The organism is Leifsonia sp. GW821-FHT13C05 (assembly GCF_058806515.1).
In genome coordinates this window covers 152,126-176,232 of record NZ_JBXAPT010000007.1, presented here as the reverse complement: position 1 = coordinate 176,232, position 24,107 = coordinate 152,126, and the positions used below count along the sequence as shown (strand labels likewise).

Here is a 24,107-nt window from a genome sequence, read left to right as displayed (position 1 = left end):
GACTATGCGGGGAGGACGTAGAGGGAGACGGGGGTGGGGACGGGCGTGGTCGCGAGGTGCGTGAGGGCCCGGGAGTCGGGGTCGTAGGCGAAGACGGAGACGTCGCTGCTGTCCTGGTTGGCGACCAGGATGCGCGACCCGCCGGGGGCGACCACGAGGTCGCGCGGGGCGCGGCCTGCGGTGGAGACCACATCCACGAGGGCGAGGGTTGCCGTCTGCTCGTCGAAGGCCAGCACGGCGATCGTGTCGTCTCCGCGGTTGCTGACGAACACCGTGCGGCCGTCCTCCGCCACGCGCACGGCTGCCGGGCTGTTGGCACCGGACGCGCCGTCCGCCCGAGTGGATGCGCTCGAGGCCACCTCGAACCGGTCGCCAGCGCGACGCAGCACGGCGACGGTGCTGTCGAGCTCGTTCACCACGAACGCGTGCCGCGCATCCGGTGCGAACGCCAGGTGCCGCGGCCCGGACGAGCCGAGAACGATCGTCGCGTCCGCGCGGAGGGTCAGCGTGCCGTCGTCGCCGAACGCGTACCAGCGCACGTCGCCCAGCCCGAGGTCGACCACCACGAGATCGCCGGTCACCGGGTCGAAGCTCAGCTGGTGCATGTGCGGGCCCTCCTGGCGGGAGGCGTTCGGTCCGTTGCCCTCGTGCTGCACGAAGGCGGTGCGGGCGCCGAGCGACCCGTCGGCGGCGAGCGCGAACACCGACACCGACCCGCCGCCGTACGTCCCGGCCACCAGGTAACGGCCGGACGGGTGCAGCGCGAGGTGGGCGGGCGTCGCACCTCCCGACGACGCGGACGAGAGCAGCGTCAGCGCGCCGTCCGCTCCGCGCGCGAAGGCCTCGACCGCGCCATCCGGCTCCGTCTCCCGCACCGCGTACACGCGCGTGCCGTCGGTGGACGCCGTGACCCAGGACGGGTTCGTGCACTCGCCGACGAGCCGCGCATCCCGCACCGTGGTCCCGTCGAAGTCCGCCTGCAGGATGCCACGGGCGCTCCCGGAGACGTGCGGGAGGATTTCGGTATACGTGCCGATGAGGAGTTGGCGGGTCATGTGCCCATCCTGCCAGCGCCGTAGGATGATCCGGTGCGTCTCGTCATTGCCCATTGCTCCGTCGATTACGCCGGTCGCTTGAGCGCTCACCTGCCGCTCGCGAACCGGCTCCTCATGCTCAAATCCGACGGCAGCCTCCTCGTCCACTCCGACGGCGGCTCGTACAAGCCGCTCAACTGGATGAGCCCGCCCTGCACCCTCAGCGTCATCGAGCCGGACGACGCGCAACGGGATGCCGGTGTCACCGAGGTCTGGAAGGTCACCCAGGCGAAGACGGCGGACATGCTCGTCGTCTCCATCCACGAGGTGCTGCACGACTCCGCGCACGACCTCGGCGTCGACCCCGGCCTGCAGAAGGACGGCGTCGAAGCCCACCTGCAGAAGCTGCTGGCCGAGCAGATCCACCTCCTCGGCGACGGGCACACCCTCGTGCGCCGCGAGTACATGACGGCGATCGGCCCCGTCGACATCCTGGCCAGGGATGCGGCGGGCGGCTCCGTCGCCGTCGAGCTGAAACGCCGGGGAGACATCGACGGCGTCGAGCAGCTCACCCGCTACCTGGAACTGATGAACCGCGATCCGCACCTCGCCCCCGTGCAGGGCGTGTTCGCCGCGCAGGAGATCAAACCGCAGGCGCGCACCCTCGCGGAGGACCGCGGCATCCGGTGCCTGGTGCTCGACTACGACGCCATGCGCGGCCTCGACGACAGCGACAGCAGGCTGTTCTGATGAAGCAGCCCCGCTTTCCGCAGAGCTACGAGAACGTCGCCGTCCGTACGGCGCTGGCCGCCATCGCAGCGGAGCCGACCCTCGAGAACCTGGATGCGCTGCTCGCCGCCGCGGTGAAGGGCGGCCTGGTCGTCGACGTCACCGGCTCCACCCCGCAGGACACCCGCCTGCGCACGCTCACGTCCACGAACGGCGAGCCCGTGCTGCCGCTGTTCACGTCGATGAAAGCTCTGCGGGATGCGGTGGGCGCCACGGAGGAGGGCGCGGGCACGCAGGTGCAGGCCGTGATCGTGCCGGCGACCGAGGCGCTGGGCTTCATCCGGTCGGCCGAGTTCGTGGCCGTGCAGTTCAACCCGGGCACCGAGCAGACGATGGTCGTCGCCCGCTCCCACATCGAGTCAGCTCTCAGCGAGCACTGAGACGTTTCTGAAACACCTCACATACCATAGGACAGCTATGACCAACCCGACCCCCACCACCGTCACGCGCACCTGGACCTGCGTCCTGTTCGACCTCGACGGCACCCTCACAGACTCCGCACCCGGCATCACCTCCTCGCTCGTCACCACCTTCGAGACCCTCGGCCTGCCCGTGCCATCCCCCGCCAAGCTCGTCGAGTACGTCGGCCCTCCCCTCCTCGAATCCCTGCAGGAGTTCGCCGGGATGACCGAGCAGGAGGCGCGTGACGCCCTCACGGTCTACCGTGCCGACTACCACGAGAACGGCGCGTTCGACTCTGCAGTCTTCCCGGGCATCCGGGGGCTGCTCACCCGGCTGCAGGCCGCGGGCATCCCGCTGGCCGTTGCGACGAGCAAGCCCGAACTGCAGGCCAAGCGCATCCTGGAGCACTTCGACCTCGCACAGTACTTCGACGTGATCACCGGCGCATCGGAGGACGAGACGCTGAGCGCGAAGGCCGACGTCGTCGCCGAGGCGCTGCGCCGCCTGACCGCGCAGGGCGTGGACCTGGCGCACACCGTGATGGTGGGCGACCGGTCGTTCGACGTGGAGGGCGCAGGCGAGAACGGACTGCCGACCATCCTGGTGGAGTGGGGATACGGCTCCCCCGCCGAGGCCGCCGGCGCCATCGCGGTCGTGCACTCGAGCGACCAGCTGAGCGCGCTGCTGCTCGGCTGATCCCCGTTTCCTTCTGCTGTGGGCAGACCAGCTGTCAGCCCTCGCGAGTAAGCTGAATGTTTGCAATTCCGGACACACATACAGCACTAGGAAACAAACATGCAGTCACGTAAGAAAATGCTCGTTCCGGCCGTCATCGCGGCGGCCCTCACCATCGGTTCCCTCGCAGGCTGCGCCAGCGGCAGCGGGAACGACACGTCATCCAGCCCCTCGGCTTCCGAGACCGCCGCAGCTTCGGCCACGCTCCCCGCGAGCTTCCCGAAGAAGGACGTCCCGCTCGTCGACGGGATCCTGCTCGTCGCCCGCGGCGACGAGGCCAACGGCTGGTCGGTCACCGTCCAGCCGAAGAACACGTCAGGCTTCGCCGACGCGAAGTCCGCCCTCGAGAAGGCCGGATACACCGTCCAGTCGGGCGCAACCGACTCGAAGGCCGTCTTCACCAACGACAAGTACACCGTCGCCGTCGGCACCCCCGGCGTCTCGGTGACCTACGCGGTCACCGCCAACTAGCGACACCATCGAGTCCGGACTTGTTCACGGGCGCGCTCGGCGCGTCGCGTGAACAGGTCCGGACTCGTTTCTTTTGCGGGGCGGGCTACCAACCCCACCGGCCGGAGGTGACCCTGCCAGAACCGTTTACGGCCAGCGATTGCCAGTTCTCGGACGAGCAGGAGTGAAGCCAGTCCAAATGTGGAATTTTGCTTGACAGATTTGAGTGGAGCGCGAAATACTCGTGGCACGTTAGGAGCGTGCAATGGAGCGAAACCCCCTCATTCCCACCGGCATAGACGTGCTGGTACTCGCCGTGAATTACGGCCTCATGGCCGTCGCGGCCCTCGGCGTCTCCACGCTCGTCTGGGCACTCGCCGTTCCTCAGCGGCGGAGGCAACTCGCCATCCTCGTGAGTGGTCGCCCTCAGCCGCGGAAGGCTCCAGAAACCGTCACGTCGCGGTCAGACGAATCCCGTTAGCCGCTCACAAGAAGGGGCGCGGCGGGGTGGCGCTCACGAGTCGATGATGCGGACGAGCTCGTCGATGAAGGTGGGGAACGTGGCCGTGCGGCGGATGAGGGAGAGCACCGTCTCGCGGTCGGAGAAGACCTCGACGAACTGGTCGAAGACCGTCTGGAAGGATGCCCGGCCGCCCGCGTCGAACGCGATGTATGCGATGACGTTGACCCGCGCATCCCCCCAGTCCATCGCGGTGTCGTTGACCACGATGGCGATGGCCGTGCGCTTGGCGCTCATCGTCATCGCGTGCGGCACCGCCAGCGAGTCGGTGAACGCCGTCGACGACATGTGCTCGCGCTCGATGGTCTGGTCGACGTAGTCCTGGTCGATCGCGCCGGCCGCGATCATCCTGTCGCCGAGCGCCCTGATCATCGAGTCAGGGTCGCGGGCGTAGAAGTTCCGTAGGAAGAGCCGCTCGTCGAAGTACTCCAGCAGGTCGTTCTTGATCCGCGCCCGGCGACGCTGACGACGGATGCGCGCGATGGCCTGGCGTGTGTGCTCGATGTCCGCCTCGGTCAGGAACGGCTGCACGATCACCGTGTTCTCTCTGCGGCCGCGCGGCTCGATCGTGCTCAGCACGAGGTCGGCGTCGATCGCATCCCAGTCGGCCTCCGTCGAGGTGATCACGCTCGTCACGTCGAGTTCGTCGCCGAGCGCGCTCTCCAGCCGCTCCCTGAGCAGGATGTGCATGTCGTAATAGTTGGGGCAGATGACCGCGCAGGTGACCGCATCCCTCCGGCGTGACTGCTGCTCCAGGTATGCGCCGACGTGCATCGCGATGTACGCGATCTCGTCGTCGTTGACCACGATGTCCTCCGCGGCCTGCAACCGGCTCGCGATGTAGACGGCCAGCTCGTAGATCATCGGGTACGAGCTCTTGATCGAGCGGGTCAGCGGGTTGCGCGAGTACGTCTTCTCGTGGGCGCGCGCCACCAGGTTCTGCACGTGCAGCGTGAGGCGCACGATGAAGTTCTCGTCCCGCAGGTCCACCAGGTACTCGGTGGATGCGCGTGCCACGATCCCGCGCACCACCTCCAGATCGTCGTCGCTCACGAACTCGGCGACCGTGTCGGATCCCGCCCCTGGCGCGATCACCCTGGTGCGCAGCAGGATCGCCAGGTACCGCAGCTCCGTGGGGTCGAGCACCACGTCGAAGTGCGTGGTGACGAGCGTGCCGAGGTCGTCGGCGAGGGTGCGGATGGTCTCGCTCACCTCCGGATCGGCTGCGGCGGGGAGCACCCGGTTCTTGGCGACGCGGTCGAGCGCGACCGCCATGTGCAGCAGCACGTCGTTGATGCCGTACTCGTTGACGAAGAAGCCCCGGGCATCCAGCATCTCGACCAGGTCGGACTTGAAGCTCGCCAGCCCCTCGGACGCGAACGCCTCCTGGATGCGCGCGATGTCGACCACCCCCTGGCGCATCTCGTCACGGAACAGGCGGCTCAACAGCTTGCGCCGGGCGATCTCCGGGCCGGCCAGTTGCACGACGGGGCCCCTGCGCGTGAGCGTGAGCTCGGTGTCCGCGAGGAGGCCGCGCATCCTGGTCAGGTCGGACTCGATGGTGGAGTCGCTGACGAACAGGCTCTCCGCCGTCTCGAACACGTCGATGCCGTCCGGCTCGTCGAGCAGGCGGCGCACGAGGAAGACGAGCCGCTCCTGCGGCGAGTCCGCGGTCTCGCCGCTGCCCGCTCCCGCTGCCGCGTCGGCGAGGAAGGCGTCGTATGCCTCCCGGTCGAGCCGATAGCCGCTTGCGCCGGACTCGACCAACTCCTTGAGCGCGGCGGTGTAGCTGCGGATGCTGCGGGTGGTCACACCGAGTTCGCTCGCGAGGTCGGCGGCCGTCACCCAGGCAGCACGGCGCGCGAGAATGTCCAGCATTCTCGTCTGCTTCGCCGAGAGGGCCACCGCGACCACCTTTCTCCCCGAGTCAACCACCTCCTGACCGCACGGTGGCCGCTCCCCGACGATCTTTCCGCACAGGAGGAAGAAACGCTGCTGGCACGACCGGTGGATGCGGACAAGCATCGAAGAGGCTCCATCCGCACCATCTCGAAAGGCAAGGCAGGTCAATGAAGATCCTGGTCGTCTGTGGCGCCGGCGCGTCGAGCACGTTCGTCGCCCTGAAGCTGCGCACAGCAGCAGCCGCTCGTGGTGTCGACGCGAACGTCGTCGCAGGGAGCGCCAGCCAGCTCGAGTCGTACGCGGGCGTCGACGTCGTCCTCGTCGGTGCGCACCTCTCGCCGCAGCTCCCCGCCCTGCAGGAACTGGCGGCATCGTCCGGCGCCGCCGTCGCCGTGCTGCCCGCCGTCTCCCCCGCTGCGATCGACGGGTCCGCGGCCCTCGACCTGGCTCTCGACGCACAGGCTGCGGCCCTGTGAGCAGCGAGACTATGAATATGGGAAGCCGGGAAACGTTCCCGAGCGACACCGAAGGAGCACAGAATCATGGCTGAGCGGATCATCACCGTCGGATCGACCCACGGGCTGCACGCGCGCCCGGCGAAGCTGTTCGTCGAGGCCGTCGGCAAATCCGGCGCGCAGGTGAAGCTGACCAAGGAGGGCGGCAAGACCGTCGACGCGGGAAGCATCCTGGGCGTCATCTCCCTGGGCATCGACCACGGGGACAAGATCGTTCTCACCACGGACGCGCCGGGCGGTGAGGCCGTGCTCGACGACCTCGCCGAGATCCTCGCGACGGATCACGACGCCTGATCATGTCCGACACCACCGCAACCGACATCCTCACCGGGGCAGGCATCGGCCAGGGCATCGCCATCGGCCCCGTGCTCCGGATGTCCGACCCGCTTCCCGAGCCCGCTGACACCCCGAGCACCAGCACCCCGGACGAGGAGCGCGCACGCTTCGCGTCCGCGGTCGCCGCCGTCGCAGACGACCTGCGCGCCCGCGCCGCGAAGGTGGATGGCACCGCGGCCGACGTGCTCGAAGCCCAGTCGATGATGGCGGAGGACTCCACCCTCGCCTCCGACGTCTCCGACCGCATCGATTCCGGCAAGACCGCGGAACGCGCCGTGTTCGAGGGTTTCGCCGTCTTCCGCGACATGCTCATCGGCCTCGGCGGATACATGGGAGAGCGCGCGACCGACCTGGACGATGTCGCCCAGCGCGTGATCTCCGCACTGTCCGGCCGCCCGGCGCCCGGCGTGCCGCAGTCCGACACCCCGTACATCCTGGTCGCGCACGACCTCGCGCCGGCCGACACCGCCCTGCTCGACCTGACCAAGGTGCTCGGCCTGGTCACCCGCGAGGGCGGACCGACGTCGCACACCGCGATCCTGGCGCGCGAGAAGGCCATCGTCGCCATCGTCGGCGTGGCAGGGGCGGACGCCATCGCCGACGGCACCGAGATCGTGGTGGACGCCGCATCCGGAACCGTCACGGTCGCACCGGACGCCGAACGCCGCGCCGATGCAGAGCGCCGCATCGCCGACCGCGAGGCCGCCCTCAGCGGGGGAACCGAACCGGGCACGCTCGCCGACGGCACCGCCATCCCGCTGCTCGCCAACCTCGGTTCGGCAGACGGCGCACAGAAGGCAGTGGATGCGGGTGCCGAGGGCGTCGGCCTGTTCCGCACCGAGTTCCTCTTCCTCGACCAGCGCATGGCCCCGACCGTCGAGCAGCAGCGGGCGGAGTACATCCGGCTGCTGTCGGCGTTCCCCGGCCAGAAGGTGGTCGCGCGCGTGCTGGACGCGGGCGCGGACAAGCCGCTCGAGTTCCTGAACGACGCGCACGAGGACAACCCGGCGCTCGGCCTGCGCGGCCTGCGCGCGCTCCACGCCAACGAGGACCTGCTGCGCGAGCAGCTGACGGCCCTCGCCGAAGCCGACGCCGCGACGGACGCCGACCTCTGGGTGATGGCGCCGATGGTCGCGACGGTCGAGGAGACCCGCTACTTCGTGCAGCTGGCGTCCGAGTTCGGGCTGAAGACCGTCGGCGTGATGGTGGAGATCCCGTCGGCAGCGCTGACAGCGGACCGCATCCTGCGCGAGGCGGCGTTCGCCTCCATCGGCACCAACGACCTCACCCAGTACACGCTCGCCGCCGACCGCCTGCTCGGCTCCGTCGCCGGGTTCCAGGACCCGTGGCACCCGGCCGTCCTCCGCCTGATCGGCGAGGTCGGCAAGGCGGGAAGCGACCTCGGCAAGCCGGTCGGCATCTGCGGAGAGGCCGCGGCCGACCCGCTGCTCGCCGTCGTGCTCGTCGGCCTCGGCGCGACGACCCTCTCGATGTCGCCGGCGGCGATCGCCGACGTGCGCATGTCCATCAAGCGCTTCACCCTCGACCAGGCGAAGAACCTGGCCGGGATCGCACTGGCCGCCGATGGCGCGGCAGAGGCCCGGGATGCGGTTCGCGCCGCCATCTCCGGGCGCCCCCCACAGTAACCCCGACAAGAAACGAGGCACCACAATGTCCACGGCGTCAGAGACGACGACACGGAAGCCGAACGGCGCGCGCGTTCACGTGCAGCGCTTCGGAACCTTCCTCTCGAACATGGTCATGCCGAACATCCCTGCGTTCATCGCCTGGGGGTTCATCACGGCACTCTTCATCGCGACCGGCTGGCTGCAGAGCACCAACTGGGCGATCAGCGGCATCCTCGGCGGTTTCGGCGACCAGGCGAAGATCGGCTGGGAAGGCGCCGCCACCGTGCTGGCGCAGGACCCGAGTGGTCACACCTTCAACCAGTACGTGGGCCTCGTCGGCCCGATGATCACCTACCTGCTGCCCCTGCTGATCGCGAACACCGGTGGCCGCATGGTCTACGGCGTGCGTGGCGGCGTGGTCGGCTCCATCGCCACGATGGGTGTGATCGTCGGCAGCAACATCCCGATGTTCATCGGCGCGATGATCATGGGCCCGCTCGGTGCATATGTGATCAAGCAGGTGGACCGCATCTGGGACGGCAAGATCAAGGCCGGCTTCGAGATGCTGGTGAACAACTTCTCGGCCGGCATCGTCGGCATGCTGTTGTCGATCGGTGCGTTCTTCGGCATCGCACCGATCGTCGAATGGCTGAGCAGCGTGCTCGGCGGTGCGGTGAACTGGCTGGTGTCCCTGCACCTGCTGCCGCTCGCGAGCATCCTGATCGAGCCGGGCAAGGTGCTGTTCCTCAACAACGCGATCAACCACGGCGTGCTCACCCCGCTCGGCATCGAGCAGGCGCAGCAGACCGGCAAGTCGATCCTGTTCCTCCTCGAGGCGAACCCCGGCCCCGGTCTCGGCATCCTGGCCGCGTACTCGTTCTTCGGCCTCGGCGTCGCCCGGGCGAGCGCACCCGGCGCGATCATCATCCAGTTCTTCGGTGGCATCCACGAGATCTACTTCCCGTACGTGCTGATGAAGCCGATCCTGATCATCGGCGCCATCGCCGGCGGTATGACCGGTGTCGCGATCAACGCCGCGTTCCAGACCGGCCTCCGCGCTCCGGCCTCCCCCGGCTCGATCATCGCCGTGCTGCTGCAGACCCCCGGCCCGAGCCTCGTCGGCGTGGTGCTCTCGGTGATCGGAGCGGCCGCCGTTTCGTTCATCGTCTGCTCCGTCATCCTGCGTGCGAGCCGCAAGCGCGACCTCGCTGCGGGCAACGCCGGTGACATGACGGCGGCCGTCGCCGCGACCCAGGCCAACAAGGGCAAGGAGTCGAGCGTGCTGCAGAGCCTCGTCAACGAGGGAGAGCACGACACCGGTGACGCCCAGGGCGACGCGACGTCGCGGCTCGTGCGCAACATCGTGTTCGCGTGCGACGCTGGGATGGGGTCGAGCGCGATGGGCGCCTCCGTCCTCCGCAACAAGATCAAGAAGGCGGGCATCGAAGGGGTGACGGTGACGAACCAGGCCATCAGCAACCTCGACGGCACCGCCGACCTCGTGATCACCCAGCGCGAGCTGACCGACCGCGCGAAGGGCCAGTCCCCCGCGTCGCAGCACGTCTCGGTGGACAACTTCATGAACAGCCCGCGCTACGACGAGGTGGTCGACCTCGTGAAGGCGCAGCAGAACACTCCGGAGGACGCGAACCGATGACAGACACAATTCTCGACAGGGCCAACGTGGTGGCGGCGGGGACCGCATCCACCAGGGAGGACGCCATCCACGAGGCCGGCGCCCTGCTGGTGGCCGCGGGAGCGGTGGAGCCCGCGTACGTCGACTCGATGCAGGACCGCGAGAACACCGTCTCGACCTTCATGGGCAACGGCCTCGCGATCCCGCACGGCACCAACGAATCCAAGGACGAGATCAAGCGGTCCGCCCTGTCGTTCATCCGGTACTCCTCCCCGCTCGACTGGGGCGGCGAGGAGGTGCGGTTCGTCGTCGGCATCGCCGGGCAGAACAACGAGCACCTGGAGATCCTGTCCAAGATCGCGATCCTCTTCTCGGAGGAGGACGACGTGCAGAAACTGCTCGACGCACCGGATGCGGACGCCCTGTTCGCGCTCCTCGGCGACGTGAACGAATAGGACGGGTGAGGAACGCATGAAAGCCGTCCACTTCGGTGCGGGCAACATCGGCCGCGGCTTCGTGGGGCTCCTGCTCCACGAAGCCGGGTACGAGGTGGTGTTCGCGGATGTCAACGCCGAGCTGATCGACGCCCTGGCCGCTGCGGACTCCTACAGCGTCCACGAGGTCGGAGAGCAGTCGAAGACCACCGTGGTGGACGGCTTCCGTGCGATCAACAGCGCGACGGACGAGGCGGCACTGGTCGCGGAGATCGCGTCGGCCGACATCGTCACCACGGCGGTGGGCCCGCGCATCCTGCGCTTCGTCGCGCCGGTGATCGCCGCCGGGCTCGCCGCCCGCGCAGACGACGCCCCGCGGCTCGCCGTGATGGCGTGCGAGAACGCGATCGGCGCGACCGACCTGCTCGCCGCCGAGCTGTTCGACGGCCTGCCGGACGACGAGACCCGGGATGCGCTGGCCGCGAAGGCGATCTTCGCCAACACCGCCGTCGACCGCATCGTGCCCGCCCAGGCACCCGATGCCGGGATCGACGTGACGGTCGAGGCGTTCTACGAGTGGGTGGTCGACCGCAGCCCGTTCGCGGGGGCGGAGCCGAGCATCCCCGGCGCGCACTTCGTCGACTCGCTCGCGCCGTACATCGAGCGCAAGCTGTTCACGGTGAACACCGGGCACGCGACGGTGGCGTACACCGGCTTCCTGGCGGGAGCGACGACGATCAGCGAGGCCATCGCGATCCCCGCCGTGCGCTCCGCGGCCGAGGCGGCACTGGAGGAGACGTCGGCGGCGCTGGCGGCCAAACACGGCCTCGACGCAGCCGACCTGGCAGCGTACCGGGCGAAGATCCTGGACAGGTTCACGAACCCGTACCTGGTCGACGAGGTGACCCGCGTCGGCCGCGAGCCGCTGCGCAAGCTCGGCCGCGACGACCGCTTCATCGGCCCGGCCGCCGACTACGTGCAGTACACGGGAGGGATCCCGGATGCGCTGCTCACGGCCGTCGGCGCCGCCCTGCGGTTCGACGTTCCGGAGGACACCCAGAGCGTCGAGCTGCAGCAGCTGCTGCGCGAGGCGTCCGCGGAGGACATCGTGCGCGAGATCACCGGGATCACGGACGACGAGCGCCTGTTCGCGCCGCTGGTCGCGACGGTGCGCGGTGTGCAGGAGTCTGCCAGATAGGTCCTGCGACCGTGAGTGACGACGGCGCTGGCGGCGAGGTTTGCCGTCAGCGCCGTTTGCCTCAGCGCCGTCTGCCTCAGCGCCGTTTGAAGTAGACGAAGAGCTGCTTCTCTCGCGCGAGCAGCACCGCGGCGATGGCGCCGACCAGGGTAGCGGCGGCCCCGGAGACGATCACCCGGGCGGCGAGCTCGGTGAGCGCCGCGGGGTCGCCCGCTCCCGCGACGATGACCGCCGTAGCCCCGGATGCCCAGAGCCCGGCGAGAACTGCCCAGAACGTCGTCTCGATGACGACCTGCACGGCCAGGTCTCCCCCACGCACGCCGCTGTGCCTGGCCGCAGCGAACTCCAGCCGTCTCCGCCACGCGGCGATGAACGCGAGCGCGGCTGCGACGACAGCGGCAGCCGGGGGTGCGAACCGGGTGACCCGGACGTCGAACCGCCCTGCCCCATCGAAACGGACGCCGAGCGTCGAGTTGAGCTGCTGCAGCTGCGGCGCTCGTGAATCGCTCGTGCCGGTATTCGAGCGAACCGTCGTCGGCAGCAGCCTCTCCACGGCGGCCGACTGGGGCCAGACTTCCAGCCAGCACTGATCGAACGCACGGTCGTCGCTCGTCGGCATCAGGATGGCGTAGCCCAGGCCGGGCATCCGGCCGTCGGCGGCGTAGTCGTACACGCCGCCGACCACCGTCGAGCCCTCCCGCATCATCAGCGGGTCGCCGACCCGGGACCCCAGCGTCTCCGCGACCTCGGCGGACACCAGCACGCCTGCGCCCGGCCGCGCGCTGCCCAGCGACTCGAACCCGCCGAATCTCGGACTCACCGCGAACGCCGGGATGCGCGACCCCGGCAGCCGGTCGACGGTCACCTTTTCCGCTGCCCGGATCGCGCCGGCGGCGCGCACCCCGTCGACGTCGGCCAGGCTCTCGCAGACCGCGCCGTCGATGCGCCCGTCGGCAACGTAGACGATGGTCGCGGCGCCGGATGCGCGATAGCGGCGCCCCTCATCCTGCAGCGCGGCGACCGTGCTCACCTCCACCGCAGCGAGTGCCACCAGGATCACGCAGAGCACGGCCCCGAAGATCCCGCCCTTGGTGGTGCCGGAGCGGAGGTTGAGCAGCGCCTCGGTGAGGATCGCGAGCGGGCGCATCAGTGTGCTGCCAGGTCGATGGCGGCGGTGCACGCATCCCGGGTGCGGGCGTCGTGGGTCGCGACGACCACGATGGTCCCGTCCTCCGCGAGCGTCGACAGCGCCTGGTTGACCGCGTCGGACGACGTCGTGTCGAGCTGGGCCGTCGGTTCGTCGACGAGCAGAAGGTCGGGCGCCGCCGCCATCCCGCGCGCCAGCATGAGCCGCTGCGCCTCGCCGCCGGAGAGCTGGTGGAACGGCGCGGACGCGACCGCCGCCAGCCCCACCCGCGCGAGCCTCTGCCGGGCTTCGGCGCGGGCCTCAGCGTGCAGCATCCCGCGGGCGAGGAGCGGAAGGGCGACGTGATCCTCGGCCGTTCTCCCGGGAACGCCGTGCGGATTCTGGAACACCCAGGCGGTGGATTGGATGCCGTCGCGCTCCACGGTCCCGCCTGTCGGCTCGGTCCATCCGGCGAGGATGCTGAGCAGCGTGCTCTTGCCGGAGCCGGACGGTCCGGTGAGGGCGTAGACGTTGTTCGGCAGGAGGCTGAAGCTCACGTCGGCGAACAGGGGCGCGGCGTCGCCGAAGCGGTGCGTGAGCCCGGTGGCCGCTACCTGCACGGCGGTGCACCCCGCACGCCGAGGTCGACGCGCGTCACTGTCGCCGGGGCGGTGAGCTGGACGAACGTCTTGCCGAGCTGCGAGCCGATCAGCCGCACCGCGTGCGGCGTGCCACCGCTCAGGATGCACGCATCCTCCTGCTCGATCGCGTACAGGGCCGCGGGCGGCACGACGAGCGTCGCGACGGGTTCGGCGAGCCGGAAATCCACGGACACCGTCACGGCGCCGTCCTGACCCCCGGCGTCCTGTTGTCCCTGCCCGTGTGCCTGCCCCTGCCCGCCGCCGAGCGCGGAGCGATAGGAGGGGGTATCGGCCAGGATGCGCAGCGACTCCTCCGCGACGACGGCACCGTGCGCATCCACCGGGATGGTCGCGTCGTCGACGACGATGACGCGCTCGCCGGGAACCGCTTCGGGCGGGATGCCCTGCACCGATGCGGACGCGACAGCACGCGTCAGCGTGGCGAGCGGATCCCCAGCGGCGACCTGGTCGCCCACCTGCGCGTCGCAGGACACGGCGGTGACCACCGGAGCAGGCAACCACACGAACAGGTCGGCCGGCACGGTCTGCCAGTCCGCCGACGGATGCCCGAGCCCCTTGGCCAGCGCGCGCACGGCCGAGAGCGATCCACGGCCGAGCGTCCCGTCCGCGACGACGTCGTGCCCGAGCCGAGCCAGCTCGGCCTGCAGGGCAGACACATCCGGGCCCTTGTCCCCCACCGACAGGTCGCGCCACAGCGGCTGCCCCGTGGCGAGCAGGATGAGCGCTTCGTCGTTGACGGACACGGCAGAGCTCCCAGACGCCAGCTCATCGCCCGCCACGCAACTCATCGCGGTCACACGCCCCTCCCGCGGGAACGCGAGGGTGCGCTGAGCACCAGGTGCGACGGCGAGACTCAGCTGTCGCCCGTCGGCGAACTGTTGCGACAAGACGGGCACGGTGCCGGTGCCCGCCGAGCGTGCGATGTCGGCCGGGGTGCTCGCCGGAGCGATGGCGACCCCGATCGACAGGCCGACGCTGAGCGTGGCGGCACCCACCGCCACCAGCAGCGAGACACGGCCGGGGATGCGCCGCCGTGCGGCGCCCGGGGTGCGGCGGCGGAAGGGCACCGTCAGCCCGCCCGGTTGCTGAGTTCAAGAGGGTCGCTGAAGCACTCACCGGCCTTCATCGAGTCGTGGCCGAACGGAAAGCTCCAGTCCTCCAGGTCGCGCGCATAGTCCTTCGCGGTGTACCCCGGATCAACCAGACCCTTCTTGACCAGACACGCTGCGACGATCGTGTTCTCGTCCAATCGTTCAGGGTTTCGAAGCATTTGCGCTCGCAGACCGCTGACAGCATTGAAGCCAGACGCGCAGGCCGTGTACGCAGCCTTCAGTACAGGGTCCTCCCCATCGAAGCTGTTCGTGACGGAGAACGCGCCATATTCGTCGTCGATCGTCACGGTGAAGTTCTTGGCGGCCATACAGGCCACGAACGTGTCACTGATCTCGGAGTAGTCGGCGTCGGTGATTGATTCCTTGGCGAGGATAGTCCGTGCCGTCTCGTCGTCGGTCTCTCGATAGTTCTCGGCGAACTCGGCGGCCCAGGGGCCAGTGAATGTCGGCACCTCCTCGGAGGACGCACCCGACGCTTTCGGCACACTCTCCGAGGCCGTAGCGCAGCCGCCGAGAAGGAAGAGAGCTGTGCCGGCCCCGAACCAGACGACCGTAGCCCGCACGCTCAGCTTGCGCACGCCGGGCACCTAGATCTGGAACCCGTACCCGGTCATGCCGGCCCAACACACGTTCTGCTTCGACGTGCCACCCTTCGCCGCCCATGCCGCGTACTTGACCCCGCTGGTGGTGCTATTGAAATGACGGATCTTTCCAGCGGAGTCGGGGTAGTTGTATGCCTGCCAGGTAGAGAGACCGACGTGATAGGTCGCGGCCTGCGCGGGCGCTGCGGAGGCCAGGCCTGTCCCGCTCATGATCCCGGCGGCGACAGCGATCCCTGCGATCTTCTTAGTGATTCCGTGCTGCATTGCAGTTTCCTTCCGTCGTGTCCGCTGTGACACTTCCTAGGAAATTAGCATTAATATGTGAAGCGTCAAATGTTTGTAATCAATGCCTTCCGCAGGGCACGACCCGGCGTCTCGCCGGTGCGCCTCCCGTCCGCGATCACCGGCCGCCCGGCGACGAACACCCACGGGATGCCCTCCGCCTGCCGCCTCGGATCGTCGTAGGTCGCGCGGTCGGCGACGGTGGCCGGGTCGAAGAGCACCAGGTCGGCAATCATCCCGGGCGTGATCCGCCCGCGGTCGGTCAGCCCCAACCGTGCCGCCGGGCGGGCGGAGAGGTGCACGATCGCGTCTTCGAGGGTGAGCACGCCCTCCTCCCGCGCGTAGTGGCCGAGGTAGCGCGGGAACGTGCCCCACGACCGCGGATGCGGCTTCGCGCCGACCAGGATGCCGTCACTTCCGCCGGTGTGCCGCGGGTGCCGCATCATCGTGCGGACGTTCTGCTCGTCTCCGACGTGCTGCAGGATGCTCGTGCCGAGCCGGTCGGCGACGAGCAGGTCGAAGTACGCCTCGGTGGGCGGGACGCCCTGGTCGGCGGCGATGGCGGCGATGGTGCGGCCGACCGCAGCGGAGAGGGCGGCGTCTCGCACGCCGGAGATCTCGACGGTGGCCCAATCGACGGGCACGCCGTGGCAGCCGTCCGTGCCGACCACCTCCAGCTCGTGGGCGACACTGGCCCGCACGGCCGGGTCGGCGAGGCGGGCGATGGTCGCCTCCGGTCCGCCGACCGCCGACCAGCTGGGCAGCAGCGCGGAGAGGGTGGTGGAGCCCGCGAGGTATGGATAGGTGTCGATGGTGAGGTCGATGCCGTCGGCGATGGCGCCGTCGATCAGGTCGATCAGGTCGCCCGCCCTCCCGCGGTTGACGCCGAAGTTCATCGTCGCGTGGGTGAGATGGAGCGCGCATCCCGTGTCGCGGGCGATGGCGACCATCTCGGCGTAGGCGTCGAGCGCTCCAGCGCCGTACGAGCGCTGGTGCGGTGCGTAGAAGCCGCCGTGCTCGGCGACGACGGCGCAGAGGGCGGCGAGCTCGGCGGTGTCGGCGAACATCCCCGGCACGTAGGTGAGACCGGAGGACAGGCCGAACGCTCCGTCGCGCATCCCGGCGACGACGATGGCGCGCATGCCGTCCAGCTCGGCGGGGGTGGCCAGGCGGTTCTCGGTGCCGACGACGGCCATGCGGACAGAGCCCTGCGGGACGAGGTACGCGACGTTCGCGGCCGTGCCGCGTGCATCCACCGCTGCGAGGTAGTCCGCGACGCTGCGCCAGGAGAAGTCGAGGCCGTCCGGGATGCCGTTCCAGCCGGCCAGCTGCTCGCGCAGGATCGGCATGGTGGCGTCGGTCGCCGGGACGTAGGAGAGGCCGTCCTGGCCGAGAACCTCGGTCGTGACGCCCTGCGAGACCTTGGCGAGGTGCGCGCTGTCGGTGAGCACGGCGAGGTCGGAGTGCGCGTGCATATCGATGAAGCCGGGCGCGACGGCCAGCCCGGATGCGTCGACGATGCGGGCGCCGGGAGCGGTGAGGTGCCGGCCGACCTCCGCGATCCTGTCGCCGTGCAGCAGCACGTCGGCGACCCGGCCGGGGCTGCCGGACCCATCGAGCACCAGGCCGCCGCGGAGGAGAGTGGATGCGCCAGTGGATGCGCCGGGCGCGGCTTCCCCGCTCACGGCCGGAGGGCCGCCGCCCGGAACTCCGCCGCCCGCTCGGTGATCGCATCCCAGTCGGCGGCCTCGATGGTCGCGGCGGACACCACGCTCGATCCAGCGGTGACGGCGAGCGCCCCCGCCTGCACCCACGCGGCCGCGTTGTCGGCACGCAGGCCGCCGGACGGCACGAATTCGACGCCGGGGAACGGGCCGCCGAGGTCTTTCAGGTAGCCGGGGCCGACGAGCGTCGCCGGGAAGATCTTCACCGCGGCGGCTCCGGCCTCCACGGCACGCATCACCTCGGTCGGGGTCAGCGCCCCCAGCAGGAACGGGATGCCCGCCTCGCGGCAGATCGCCGCGACCCCGTCGTGCAGCCCGGGGGTCACGATGAAGCGGGCTCCGGCGGCGATGGCGGCCTCGGCCTTGACCTCGTCGGTGACGGTCCCGGCGCCCACCAGCGCTCCGTGCTCGGACGCGGCTGCTGCCGCCTCGGCGACGATCCGCTCGACGCCGGGGGTGGTGAAGGTGAACTCGACCGCGCGGATGCCGCCGGAGGCCAGGGCGGCGCAGAGCGCGGAGGGGTCGTCGATGCGCGGGGCGCGGACGACGGTGATGGCGCGGTCGGCACGGAGGGTGTCGAGGAGGGTGGGGTCGGTGTGGCTCATGGGCTCCTGCGCTGGGTGGTCGGTGGTCGGGGGGGTGGTGCGGCGGGGTCAGCCGAACGCTGTCTCCAGCAGGCCGATGACGCGCGGCGTCTCCGCCGTGACGTCGTCCACCACCGGCAGCGCCCGCCACTTGTCGAAGGTGGTGCACGGGTGAGACAGGCCGAAGCGGATCACGTCGCCCACCTCGACCTCTGCAGACTCCGGCACGCGCACGAAGGTGTGCTGGTCGTTCATCGCGGTGGCGACGGCGTCGGGGAACGGGGTCACGGTGCGCTCGCCGAACCGTCGAAGTGCCTGCGGCACCGGCAGCCCCTCGTCGTACGGGAAGTCGCGCTTGCCCGCATCCACCAGCACCAGGCCGGGCTCCGGACGGGAGACGACGGTCGCCCAGCCGTGGATCGCCGAACGGAACTCACCCCCCGGGCCGCGGCCGAGCGGAGTGATGCCGCTGTAGAAGCCGTCGTCGTGGGTGATGTACGCGCCGGAGCGCAGCAGCACGTCGACCGCCCGCCCGCGCTCCCCGGCCAGGTCGCGGCGGGGCGCGAGCACCTCGGCGACCACGTCGAAGTATGCGCTGCCGCCCGCCGTGAGAATCGTCGGGGCGTCGTCCGGGTAGAGTCCGGCGGCCTCGATCGCGTCGTGCAGGGCGAGCATCCGCTGGAGGTAGGAACGCACGACCCCGAGCGCGGCGTCCGTGCCGTCGTGCGCGAGAGCGCCCTCGTACCCGGCCACCCCCGCCAGCCGCAGGCCGGTGGATGCGGCGACCGCCTCGGCCACGGCCAGCGCGTCCTCCACGCTGCGCGCCCCGGTGCGCCCTCCCGGAGCGCCGAGCTCGACCAGCACGCCGAGCGGCGAGGTTCGGTCGTCCGCCGTCGCCAGCACGGCATCCATGATCTCCACCGCGCGCACCGAGTCCGCCCACACCAGCACGCGCTCGGCGTGCGGAGCCACGAAACGCAGCGCATCCGGTTGCACCAGGGCGTTGGCGAGCATCACCCGCGGGATGCCCCACTCCAGGGCGACCGACAGCTGCCAGGGGGTCGCGACCGTGATGCCCCAGGCGCCGGCGTCGAGCTGGCGCTGCCAGAGTTCGCGGTTCATCGTCGTCTTGCCGTGCGGGGCGATGCCCACTCCGGCCGCCGCGCACCAGGCGGCCATCGTGTCGAGGTTGTGCTGCACGGCGGCCTCGCTCACCGTGACGAGCGGCGTGGGGAAGTCGGTCAGCGGCGGGCGGCGCTCGGCGAGCGCGGCGACCTCGTCCGCGGTGTATGCGAGCGGCATGGCCTTGCTGGCGAGCACACGACTCCTTCGCGTTGCACAGAGCGCAACGTAGATTGCATAAACTGTTCTCCCTGTTCTAGCATGACGACCATCCCCGGCGAAACCCCGGCGCAGCGCCGACCATCCCAGACGGCACGGGACGACACGAGACGAGGTGCGCGTGGGCAGACTGGTGACCATCGGAGAGGCCATGGTCGTCCTCTACCCGGACGCGCACCGGCCGCTCGCCGAGGCGGAGACGTTCGGCTCCGACGTCGGCGGGGCCGAGTTCAACGTCGCCACCTCCCTCGCCAGGATGGGCATCCCCACCGCGTGGATCTCGCGCCTCGGCGACGACGGCTTCGGCGAGCGCATCCGCGCCACCGCGACCGACGCCGGCCTCGACCTGTCCGCGGTCGAGACGGACGACAGCCGCCCGACCGGCATCTACGTCAAAGAGACCACAAGCGGCCCGCACGGGGCAGGCACCAGGATGCACTACTACCGCAGCGGGTCCGCCGCGTCCGCCATCGGGCCGGGCACCCTCGCGGCAGACCCGGCGGCGAGCATTCTCCGCGACGCCGCCATCGTGCACACTAGCGGCATCACCGCCGCCATCTCGGACAGCGCAGCTCAGGCGGTCGCGTCCCTCCGCGAGACGACGGGGCCGGCCACCACCATCAGCGTCGACCTCAACCACCGGCCGCGGCTCTGGCACGGCAGGGACACGGCGCCGCTCGACGCGCTCGTCGGGCAAGCCGGGACGCTGTTCGTCGGCGCGGACGAGGCGGAGGCATATTTCGGGCACAGCGACCCGCAGCGGCTGTTCGACGCGCATCCACTGCTCGAACGGGTGGTGCTCAAAGACGACTCTCGCCGCGCATCCAGCTACCTGCGGGAGGGGGAGGAGACGCACGTCGCCTGCCTCACGGTCGAGGTGGTCGAGCCGGTCGGGGCGGGCGATGCCTTCGCCGCCGGCTACCTCGCCGGGCTCTCCGAGGGCAGGTCGGCCGCCGCGTGCCTGCGGCTCGGCCACGCCCTCGCGGCGCTGACGCTGATCGGCCACGGCGATCGCCCGCTGACGGTCCCGGATGCGCGAGAGCGCGACCTGCTCGCGGACGCACCGGACGCCACCTGGTCGGCGTGGCACGTGCATCCCGGCGACATCCCCTGGCGGACGGCGTCGTGAGCCAGTCCCTCTCCCGCGCGCTCGACCTGCTCGACCTCGTCTCGAACGGCACCCGGACGCTCGACGCCCTCGCCGAGGCTGTCGGCGTGCACAAGACCACGGTGCTCCGGCTGCTCAGGACGCTCGAAGAGCACGGGTACGTCACCCGCGACTCCGAGTACCGCTACCACGTCGGCTCGACGGTGTTCACGCTGGCGCAGACCGCGCTCGACACCCGGGATGTGCGGGGCGTGGCCTCCCCGGTGCTGCGCGCGCTCGGCGCCGCCACCGGCCAGACCGTGCACCTCGCCGCATACGACGGCGGGACGGTGACCTACATCGACAAGGTCGAATCCCGGCAGCCGCTGCGGATGTACTCGCGGGTGGGGCTGCCGGCCGCGCTGCACGCCACGGCGGTGGCCAAGGTGCTGCTCGGCGGGCTGGACGATGCCGAGCTGGCGCGGGTCGCATCCACTGTCGACTTCGAGCGCTTCACCGGCAATACCATCGGGTCGGCCGCCGAGCTGATCGACGAGGTGCGCCGCAGCGCAGAACGCGGCTGGGCGCAGGACCACGAGGAGCACGAGACGTTCATGAACTGCGTCGGCGCCCCGGTGTTCGGCGCGGACGGGCGCATCGCGGCCGCCGTGTCCGTCTCCGTGCCGAATGTCGTGCTGCCGTACGAGGGCGTCCTCGGCCTGCTTCCTGCGCTGCACGACGCGACCGCCCGCATCTCGGCGGAGCTCGGCTTCACCGGCGATTCCCCTTTCCTTCCTCCGACCACCCCATCTCGACCGTCTCGAAAGGACACCGATGACTGACCGCACCGCGATCTCCACCACCGACGCCCCCGCCCCGGCGCACACCTTCTCGCAGGGGGTGAAGCGCGGCCCGTTCGTGCAGGTCTCCGGTCAGGGTCCCGTCGACCCTGCGACGAACGAATACCTCTTCCCCGGCGACGTGGCCGCGCAGACCACCCGCACGCTGCAGAACGTCGAGGCGATCCTGGCGGCGGGCGGCGCGACCTTCGAGGACGTGATGATGCTGCGCGTCTACCTCACCACCCGCGACGACTTCGCCGCGATGAACGACGCATTCGGCGCCTTCATCGCCCCGCGCGTCGCCTCCGGCGTCCTCCCGGCCCGCACCACCGTCTTCACCGGGCTCCCCCGCGCCGAGATGCTCGTCGAGATCGACGCGCTCGCCGTCCTCGCCTGAGCTGAGCTGAGCTGACCTGACCCGTCCCGCCCCCGGCCCGGTCCGCGCCTGGCTGAAATGCATGCATTTGCGGGGGCGGGGGCGGGCAGTATGGTCAGGGTGTGAACGACATCGCGGTGACGATGGTGATCCTCGGCGTCACCGTGGTCGCCTTCGTGAGCGGCAAGGTTCCGACGGGACTCGTGGCGGTCGGCGCGTCGCTCGCGCTCCTGGCCACCGGGATCCTCGATCTCCACGAGGCGTTCGCCGGATTCGCCGATCCCGCCGTCGTGCTGATCGCCGCACTGTTCGTGGTCGCCGAAGGCCTCGACGCTTCCGGACTCACCGGATGGGCCGGGCAGCAGCTCGTCGCCCGCGGCGGCACCAAGACGGCGGTGCTGACCGTGCTCGTGATGCTCGTGGTCGCCGTGCTGTCCGCCCTGATCAGCGTGAACGGCGCGGTCGCCGCCCTGTTGCCCGTCGTGGTGGTCGTCGCCTCCCGGATCTCTGTCGCCCCATCGCGCCTGCTGCTGCCGCTCGCGTTCGGCGCCCACGCCGGTTCGCTGCTCACCCTCACCGGCAGCCCGGTCAACGTCATCATCTCCGAACTGGCGGCGACCACCGGGCACGGAGGGTTCGGCTTCTTCGACTTCACCGCCATCGGCGCCGTGCTGGTGGTCGGCACGGTGCTCATCACCGTGCTGTTCGGCCGCTGGCTCATCCCGGATCGCCGCCCGGCGACCATGCCACGCGACCTGAGCGACCACGCCAGGACGCTGCTCGGCGAGTACGCGTCGCCGCAGCCGTTCGCCAGGGTACGGGTGCGCGGCGGCTCTCCCCTGATCGGCCGCCCGACGGCGACGCTCAGCCTCGGCGACCAGTCGGCCGTGCAGCTGATTGCCGTGCAGGGCACGGACCACCGCCCGGCCGGGGACGTCGTACGCCCCGGCGACCGCCTGCTGCTCCGCGGTGACACCGCGAGCATCCGCATCCTGAAGCACGACAACAAGCTCGCGGGCCTGGGCGTCAACGGCGCGCTCGGGCGCACGGACGCGCTCATCGACTCCACGTACGGTGTGGCGGAGGTGGTGGTCGCCCCGCGGTCGAGCATGGTCGGCGAGACCGTGTTCCCGGGGATGGTCACCGAGAGCGGCGACCTCGTCATCCTGGCCGTGCAGCGCTCCGGCGAGCCGATCGACGCGCAGACCATCGTGCTCGAATCGGGCGACACCCTCCTGGTGCAGGGCCGCTGGGACAAGCTCGACCTCAACCTCGCCGACCCGGCAGTGCTCGTCGTCGACGAACCGGACCAGCTGCGCAGGCAGGCCGCCCCGCTCGGCGCCCGGGCCTGGATCGCCCTGGCCGTCCTCGTGCTGATGGTGGCCGCACTGGCCACCGGCGTCGTGCCACCCGCCGTGGTCGGCCTCCTCGCCGCCGCCGCGATGGTGCTCGCCCGCGTCGTCACCGTCGAGCGCGCACACCGCTCCATCTCGTGGACCACCCTGCTGCTGGTGGGCGGCATGATCCCGATGTCGACGGCCATCACCAAGACGGGCGCGGCCGAGCTGATCGCCAACGGCCTGGTCTCCGCGGTCGGGAGGTACGGCCCTCTGCTGGTGCTGGCGTCGCTGTGCGTGGTGGCGCTCATCTTCGGCCAGCTGATCAGCAACACGGCCACGGCGCTCATCATCGCTCCGATCGCCGTCTCCGTCGCCGGGGAGCTCGGCGTCTCACCCCTCCCCTTCCTGATGGCGGTCGCGGTGGTCTGCGCCGCCGCGTTCCTCACCCCGGTCGCGACCCCGGCCAACTTCATGATCATGGGACCGGCCGGTCTGCGCTTCGGCGACTACTGGCGCTACGGCCTCGCGCTCGTCGCCCTCTTCCTCGCCGCCGCTGTCTTCCTCGTCCCGCTCATCTGGCCGTTCTAGCCCGCGATTGCTGCCACGATGGAGGCGTGGAAGAGCGAGTCGTGTTGCAGGTGGACGGTGTCGGCTTCGTGCGCGGGGGCAGGACGATCCTCGACGACATCGGGATGCGCGTGCACGCCGGAGAGCACTGGGCGCTGATCGGTTCGAACGGCGCAGGCAAGAGCACCATCCTGAGCATGCTCGGCGCCGTCGTGCACCCCACCCGCGGCACCGTGGAGGTGCTCGGCCGGCGCCTCGGACGCGTCGACCTGCGCGAGCTGCGCGGCCTGATCGGGCACGTGAACCCGCGCCACGAGGTGCGCTCGCCGCTCACCGTGCGCGACGTCGTGCTCACCGGAGCGACGGGCACCACCGAACGCATGATGCGCTGGGAGCCGACCGCCGAGCAGGAGCGCAGAGCGGACGACCTCGTCCAGCTGCTCGGGATGCGCGACCTCGCCGACGCCGTCTGGCCGGTGCTGTCGCAGGGAGAGCGCGGTCGCGCCCTGATCGCCCGCGCCCTCCTGCCCGACCCGCACCTGCTGCTGCTCGACGAACCGAGCACCGGACTCGACATCGCCGCGAGGGAGCACCTGCTCGACAGGATCGACGGTCTGCGCGCCGAGCATCCCGACCTGGCGAGCGTGCTCGTCACGCACCACCTCGAGGAGCTTCCGGCGACCACGACCCACGCGATGCTGCTGCGCGACGGCCGCATCGTCGCGCAGGGCTCCGCCGACGACGTGCTCACCAGCGAGCTCATCTCGGAGACCCTCGACTACCCGCTCTCGCTCACCAGGACGGACGGCCGGTGGGCGGTGCGCACCGCGGCGCGACGGGCCGTGATCACCGGCTGACCGCAGCCAAAATGGGAATAGTCCGC

The 24,107-nt window shown here is 70.3% G+C and carries 25 protein-coding genes; 15 read left to right on the top strand and 10 right to left on the bottom strand.

The window, feature by feature from the left end:
- Window positions 1-2 precede the first annotated feature (2 nt).
- Window positions 3-1,055 (bottom strand): lactonase family protein, encoded by a 1,053-nt coding sequence (locus AC1ROC_RS17550; RefSeq protein ID WP_493001726.1) that lies wholly within the window; start codon window positions 1,053-1,055, stop codon window positions 3-5.
- A gap of 33 nt (window positions 1,056-1,088) precedes the next feature.
- Between AC1ROC_RS17550 and nucS the strand changes: the two genes are divergently transcribed.
- The 4 genes from nucS to AC1ROC_RS17530 all read left to right on the top strand — a co-directional run bounded on the left by nucS (window position 1,089) and on the right by AC1ROC_RS17530 (window position 3,431).
- The gene (gene nucS / locus AC1ROC_RS17545) at window positions 1,089-1,784 is read left to right on the top strand and encodes an endonuclease NucS (protein WP_168688336.1); all 696 of its coding nucleotides are present in this window, start codon (window positions 1,089-1,091) and stop codon (window positions 1,782-1,784) included.
- A complete protein-coding gene (locus tag AC1ROC_RS17540) occupies window positions 1,784-2,203 on the top strand; it encodes an SseB family protein (protein ID WP_085367587.1) in 420 nt (139 codons plus the stop codon). Before nucS ends, AC1ROC_RS17540 begins: the two co-directional genes overlap by 1 nt.
- Window positions 2,204-2,240: 37 nt before the next feature.
- Window positions 2,241-2,921: an HAD hydrolase-like protein gene (locus tag AC1ROC_RS17535; protein WP_085367586.1), complete on the top strand. Its 681-nt coding sequence runs from the start codon at window positions 2,241-2,243 to the stop codon at window positions 2,919-2,921.
- A 99-nt stretch (window positions 2,922-3,020) separates the two neighbouring features.
- Window positions 3,021-3,431, top strand: a complete 411-nt coding sequence (locus AC1ROC_RS17530; protein WP_493001725.1) for a hypothetical protein — start codon at window positions 3,021-3,023, stop codon at window positions 3,429-3,431.
- Window positions 3,432-3,924: 493 nt separating this feature from the next.
- Here the strand turns inward: AC1ROC_RS17530 and AC1ROC_RS17525 are convergent, their stop codons facing one another.
- The gene (locus tag AC1ROC_RS17525) at window positions 3,925-5,835 is read right to left on the bottom strand and encodes a BglG family transcription antiterminator (protein ID WP_085367670.1); all 1,911 of its coding nucleotides are present in this window, start codon (window positions 5,833-5,835) and stop codon (window positions 3,925-3,927) included.
- Between the two features lie 164 nt (window positions 5,836-5,999).
- On the opposite strand from AC1ROC_RS17525, the gene AC1ROC_RS17520 reads away from it, so the two are divergent.
- The 6 genes from AC1ROC_RS17520 to AC1ROC_RS17495 all read left to right on the top strand — a co-directional run bounded on the left by AC1ROC_RS17520 (window position 6,000) and on the right by AC1ROC_RS17495 (window position 11,579).
- On the top strand, window positions 6,000-6,308 hold the full coding sequence (locus tag AC1ROC_RS17520) for a PTS sugar transporter subunit IIB (RefSeq protein ID WP_085367584.1): 309 nt from the start codon (window positions 6,000-6,002) through the stop codon (window positions 6,306-6,308).
- 66 nt (window positions 6,309-6,374) lie between these two features.
- Window positions 6,375-6,641 carry an HPr family phosphocarrier protein gene (locus AC1ROC_RS17515; RefSeq protein WP_085367583.1) on the top strand — a complete coding sequence of 89 codons (267 nt, stop codon included), beginning with the start codon at window positions 6,375-6,377 and terminating at the stop codon, window positions 6,639-6,641.
- Window positions 6,642-6,643: 2 nt separating this feature from the next.
- Window positions 6,644-8,329 (top strand): phosphoenolpyruvate--protein phosphotransferase, encoded by a 1,686-nt coding sequence (gene ptsP, locus AC1ROC_RS17510; protein ID WP_493001724.1) that lies wholly within the window; start codon window positions 6,644-6,646, stop codon window positions 8,327-8,329.
- A 25-nt stretch (window positions 8,330-8,354) separates the two neighbouring features.
- On the top strand, window positions 8,355-9,968 hold the full coding sequence (locus AC1ROC_RS17505) for a PTS mannitol transporter subunit IIBC (protein ID WP_434950826.1): 1,614 nt from the start codon (window positions 8,355-8,357) through the stop codon (window positions 9,966-9,968).
- Complete coding sequence (locus AC1ROC_RS17500) at window positions 9,965-10,402, top strand: PTS mannitol transporter subunit IIA (protein ID WP_493001723.1); 438 nt, start codon at window positions 9,965-9,967, stop codon at window positions 10,400-10,402. The genes AC1ROC_RS17505 and AC1ROC_RS17500 overlap by 4 nt, the downstream gene beginning before the upstream one ends.
- A gap of 16 nt (window positions 10,403-10,418) precedes the next feature.
- Window positions 10,419-11,579 carry a mannitol-1-phosphate 5-dehydrogenase gene (locus AC1ROC_RS17495; protein WP_493001722.1) on the top strand — a complete coding sequence of 387 codons (1,161 nt, stop codon included), beginning with the start codon at window positions 10,419-10,421 and terminating at the stop codon, window positions 11,577-11,579.
- A 76-nt stretch (window positions 11,580-11,655) separates the two neighbouring features.
- Here AC1ROC_RS17495 and AC1ROC_RS17490 read toward each other — a convergent pair whose 3' ends face one another.
- From AC1ROC_RS17490 to AC1ROC_RS17455, 8 genes are all read right to left on the bottom strand, one after another.
- Window positions 11,656-12,726 carry a hypothetical protein gene (locus AC1ROC_RS17490; RefSeq protein ID WP_493001721.1) on the bottom strand — a complete coding sequence of 357 codons (1,071 nt, stop codon included), beginning with the start codon at window positions 12,724-12,726 and terminating at the stop codon, window positions 11,656-11,658.
- Entirely contained in the window at window positions 12,726-13,325 is a 600-nt protein-coding gene (locus AC1ROC_RS17485) for an ATP-binding cassette domain-containing protein (RefSeq protein ID WP_493001720.1), read from the bottom strand. Before AC1ROC_RS17485 ends, AC1ROC_RS17490 begins: the two co-directional genes overlap by 1 nt.
- Window positions 13,316-14,434, bottom strand: coding sequence for a peptidoglycan-binding domain-containing protein (locus AC1ROC_RS17480; RefSeq protein WP_493001719.1), 1,119 nt, complete (start codon window positions 14,432-14,434; stop codon window positions 13,316-13,318). The genes AC1ROC_RS17485 and AC1ROC_RS17480 overlap by 10 nt, the downstream gene beginning before the upstream one ends.
- Window positions 14,435-14,436: 2 nt before the next feature.
- Window positions 14,437-15,057 carry a hypothetical protein gene (locus tag AC1ROC_RS17475; RefSeq protein ID WP_493001718.1) on the bottom strand — a complete coding sequence of 207 codons (621 nt, stop codon included), beginning with the start codon at window positions 15,055-15,057 and terminating at the stop codon, window positions 14,437-14,439.
- A 9-nt stretch (window positions 15,058-15,066) separates the two neighbouring features.
- Window positions 15,067-15,345, bottom strand: a complete 279-nt coding sequence (locus AC1ROC_RS17470) for a hypothetical protein (RefSeq protein WP_493001716.1) — start codon at window positions 15,343-15,345, stop codon at window positions 15,067-15,069.
- A 65-nt stretch (window positions 15,346-15,410) separates the two neighbouring features.
- Window positions 15,411-17,048, bottom strand: coding sequence for an N-acyl-D-amino-acid deacylase family protein (locus AC1ROC_RS17465; RefSeq protein ID WP_493001714.1), 1,638 nt, complete (start codon window positions 17,046-17,048; stop codon window positions 15,411-15,413).
- Window positions 17,045-17,692: a bifunctional 4-hydroxy-2-oxoglutarate aldolase/2-dehydro-3-deoxy-phosphogluconate aldolase gene (locus AC1ROC_RS17460; RefSeq protein WP_434950810.1), complete on the bottom strand. Its 648-nt coding sequence runs from the start codon at window positions 17,690-17,692 to the stop codon at window positions 17,045-17,047. Before AC1ROC_RS17460 ends, AC1ROC_RS17465 begins: the two co-directional genes overlap by 4 nt.
- Before the next feature lie 48 nt (window positions 17,693-17,740).
- Window positions 17,741-18,991, bottom strand: a complete 1,251-nt coding sequence (locus AC1ROC_RS17455) for an alanine racemase (RefSeq protein ID WP_493001712.1) — start codon at window positions 18,989-18,991, stop codon at window positions 17,741-17,743.
- A gap of 142 nt (window positions 18,992-19,133) precedes the next feature.
- Here AC1ROC_RS17455 and AC1ROC_RS17450 point away from each other — a divergent pair, with 142 nt between their 5' ends.
- The 5 genes from AC1ROC_RS17450 to AC1ROC_RS17430 all read left to right on the top strand — a co-directional run bounded on the left by AC1ROC_RS17450 (window position 19,134) and on the right by AC1ROC_RS17430 (window position 24,081).
- Window positions 19,134-20,141 (top strand): sugar kinase, encoded by a 1,008-nt coding sequence (locus AC1ROC_RS17450; protein ID WP_493001710.1) that lies wholly within the window; start codon window positions 19,134-19,136, stop codon window positions 20,139-20,141.
- On the top strand, window positions 20,138-20,941 hold the full coding sequence (locus tag AC1ROC_RS17445; RefSeq protein WP_143465508.1) for an IclR family transcriptional regulator: 804 nt from the start codon (window positions 20,138-20,140) through the stop codon (window positions 20,939-20,941). Before AC1ROC_RS17450 ends, AC1ROC_RS17445 begins: the two co-directional genes overlap by 4 nt.
- Window positions 20,934-21,338 (top strand): RidA family protein, encoded by a 405-nt coding sequence (locus AC1ROC_RS17440; protein WP_493001708.1) that lies wholly within the window; start codon window positions 20,934-20,936, stop codon window positions 21,336-21,338. Before AC1ROC_RS17445 ends, AC1ROC_RS17440 begins: the two co-directional genes overlap by 8 nt.
- Window positions 21,339-21,439: 101 nt before the next feature.
- A complete protein-coding gene (locus AC1ROC_RS17435; RefSeq protein ID WP_493001706.1) occupies window positions 21,440-23,245 on the top strand; it encodes an SLC13 family permease in 1,806 nt (601 codons plus the stop codon).
- A gap of 26 nt (window positions 23,246-23,271) precedes the next feature.
- Window positions 23,272-24,081: an ABC transporter ATP-binding protein gene (locus AC1ROC_RS17430; RefSeq protein WP_247597234.1), complete on the top strand. Its 810-nt coding sequence runs from the start codon at window positions 23,272-23,274 to the stop codon at window positions 24,079-24,081.
- The last annotated feature ends 26 nt before the right edge of the window (window positions 24,082-24,107 follow it).

What these genes read in the sequence shown, in the direction of transcription:
- ptsP (WP_493001724.1), top strand. Translation starts at nt 6,644, where the DNA reads ATGTCCGACACCACCGCAACCGACATCCTCACCGGGGCAGGCATCGGC.
- AC1ROC_RS17500 (WP_493001723.1), top strand. Translation starts at nt 9,965, where the DNA reads ATGACAGACACAATTCTCGACAGGGCCAACGTGGTGGCGGCGGGGACC.
- AC1ROC_RS17460 (WP_434950810.1), bottom strand. Translation starts at nt 17,692, where the DNA reads ATGAGCCACACCGACCCCACCCTCCTCGACACCCTCCGTGCCGACCGC.
- AC1ROC_RS17515 (WP_085367583.1), top strand. Translation starts at nt 6,375, where the DNA reads ATGGCTGAGCGGATCATCACCGTCGGATCGACCCACGGGCTGCACGCG.
- AC1ROC_RS17495 (WP_493001722.1), top strand. Translation starts at nt 10,419, where the DNA reads ATGAAAGCCGTCCACTTCGGTGCGGGCAACATCGGCCGCGGCTTCGTG.
- AC1ROC_RS17540 (WP_085367587.1), top strand. Translation starts at nt 1,784, where the DNA reads ATGAAGCAGCCCCGCTTTCCGCAGAGCTACGAGAACGTCGCCGTCCGT.
- AC1ROC_RS17520 (WP_085367584.1), top strand. Translation starts at nt 6,000, where the DNA reads ATGAAGATCCTGGTCGTCTGTGGCGCCGGCGCGTCGAGCACGTTCGTC.
- AC1ROC_RS17535 (WP_085367586.1), top strand. Translation starts at nt 2,241, where the DNA reads ATGACCAACCCGACCCCCACCACCGTCACGCGCACCTGGACCTGCGTC.
- AC1ROC_RS17470 (WP_493001716.1), bottom strand. Translation starts at nt 15,345, where the DNA reads ATGCAGCACGGAATCACTAAGAAGATCGCAGGGATCGCTGTCGCCGCC.
- AC1ROC_RS17505 (WP_434950826.1), top strand. Translation starts at nt 8,355, where the DNA reads ATGTCCACGGCGTCAGAGACGACGACACGGAAGCCGAACGGCGCGCGC.
- AC1ROC_RS17550 (WP_493001726.1), bottom strand. Translation starts at nt 1,055, where the DNA reads ATGACCCGCCAACTCCTCATCGGCACGTATACCGAAATCCTCCCGCAC.
- AC1ROC_RS17440 (WP_493001708.1), top strand. Translation starts at nt 20,934, where the DNA reads ATGACTGACCGCACCGCGATCTCCACCACCGACGCCCCCGCCCCGGCG.
- AC1ROC_RS17530 (WP_493001725.1), top strand. Translation starts at nt 3,021, where the DNA reads ATGCAGTCACGTAAGAAAATGCTCGTTCCGGCCGTCATCGCGGCGGCC.
- AC1ROC_RS17490 (WP_493001721.1), bottom strand. Translation starts at nt 12,726, where the DNA reads ATGCGCCCGCTCGCGATCCTCACCGAGGCGCTGCTCAACCTCCGCTCC.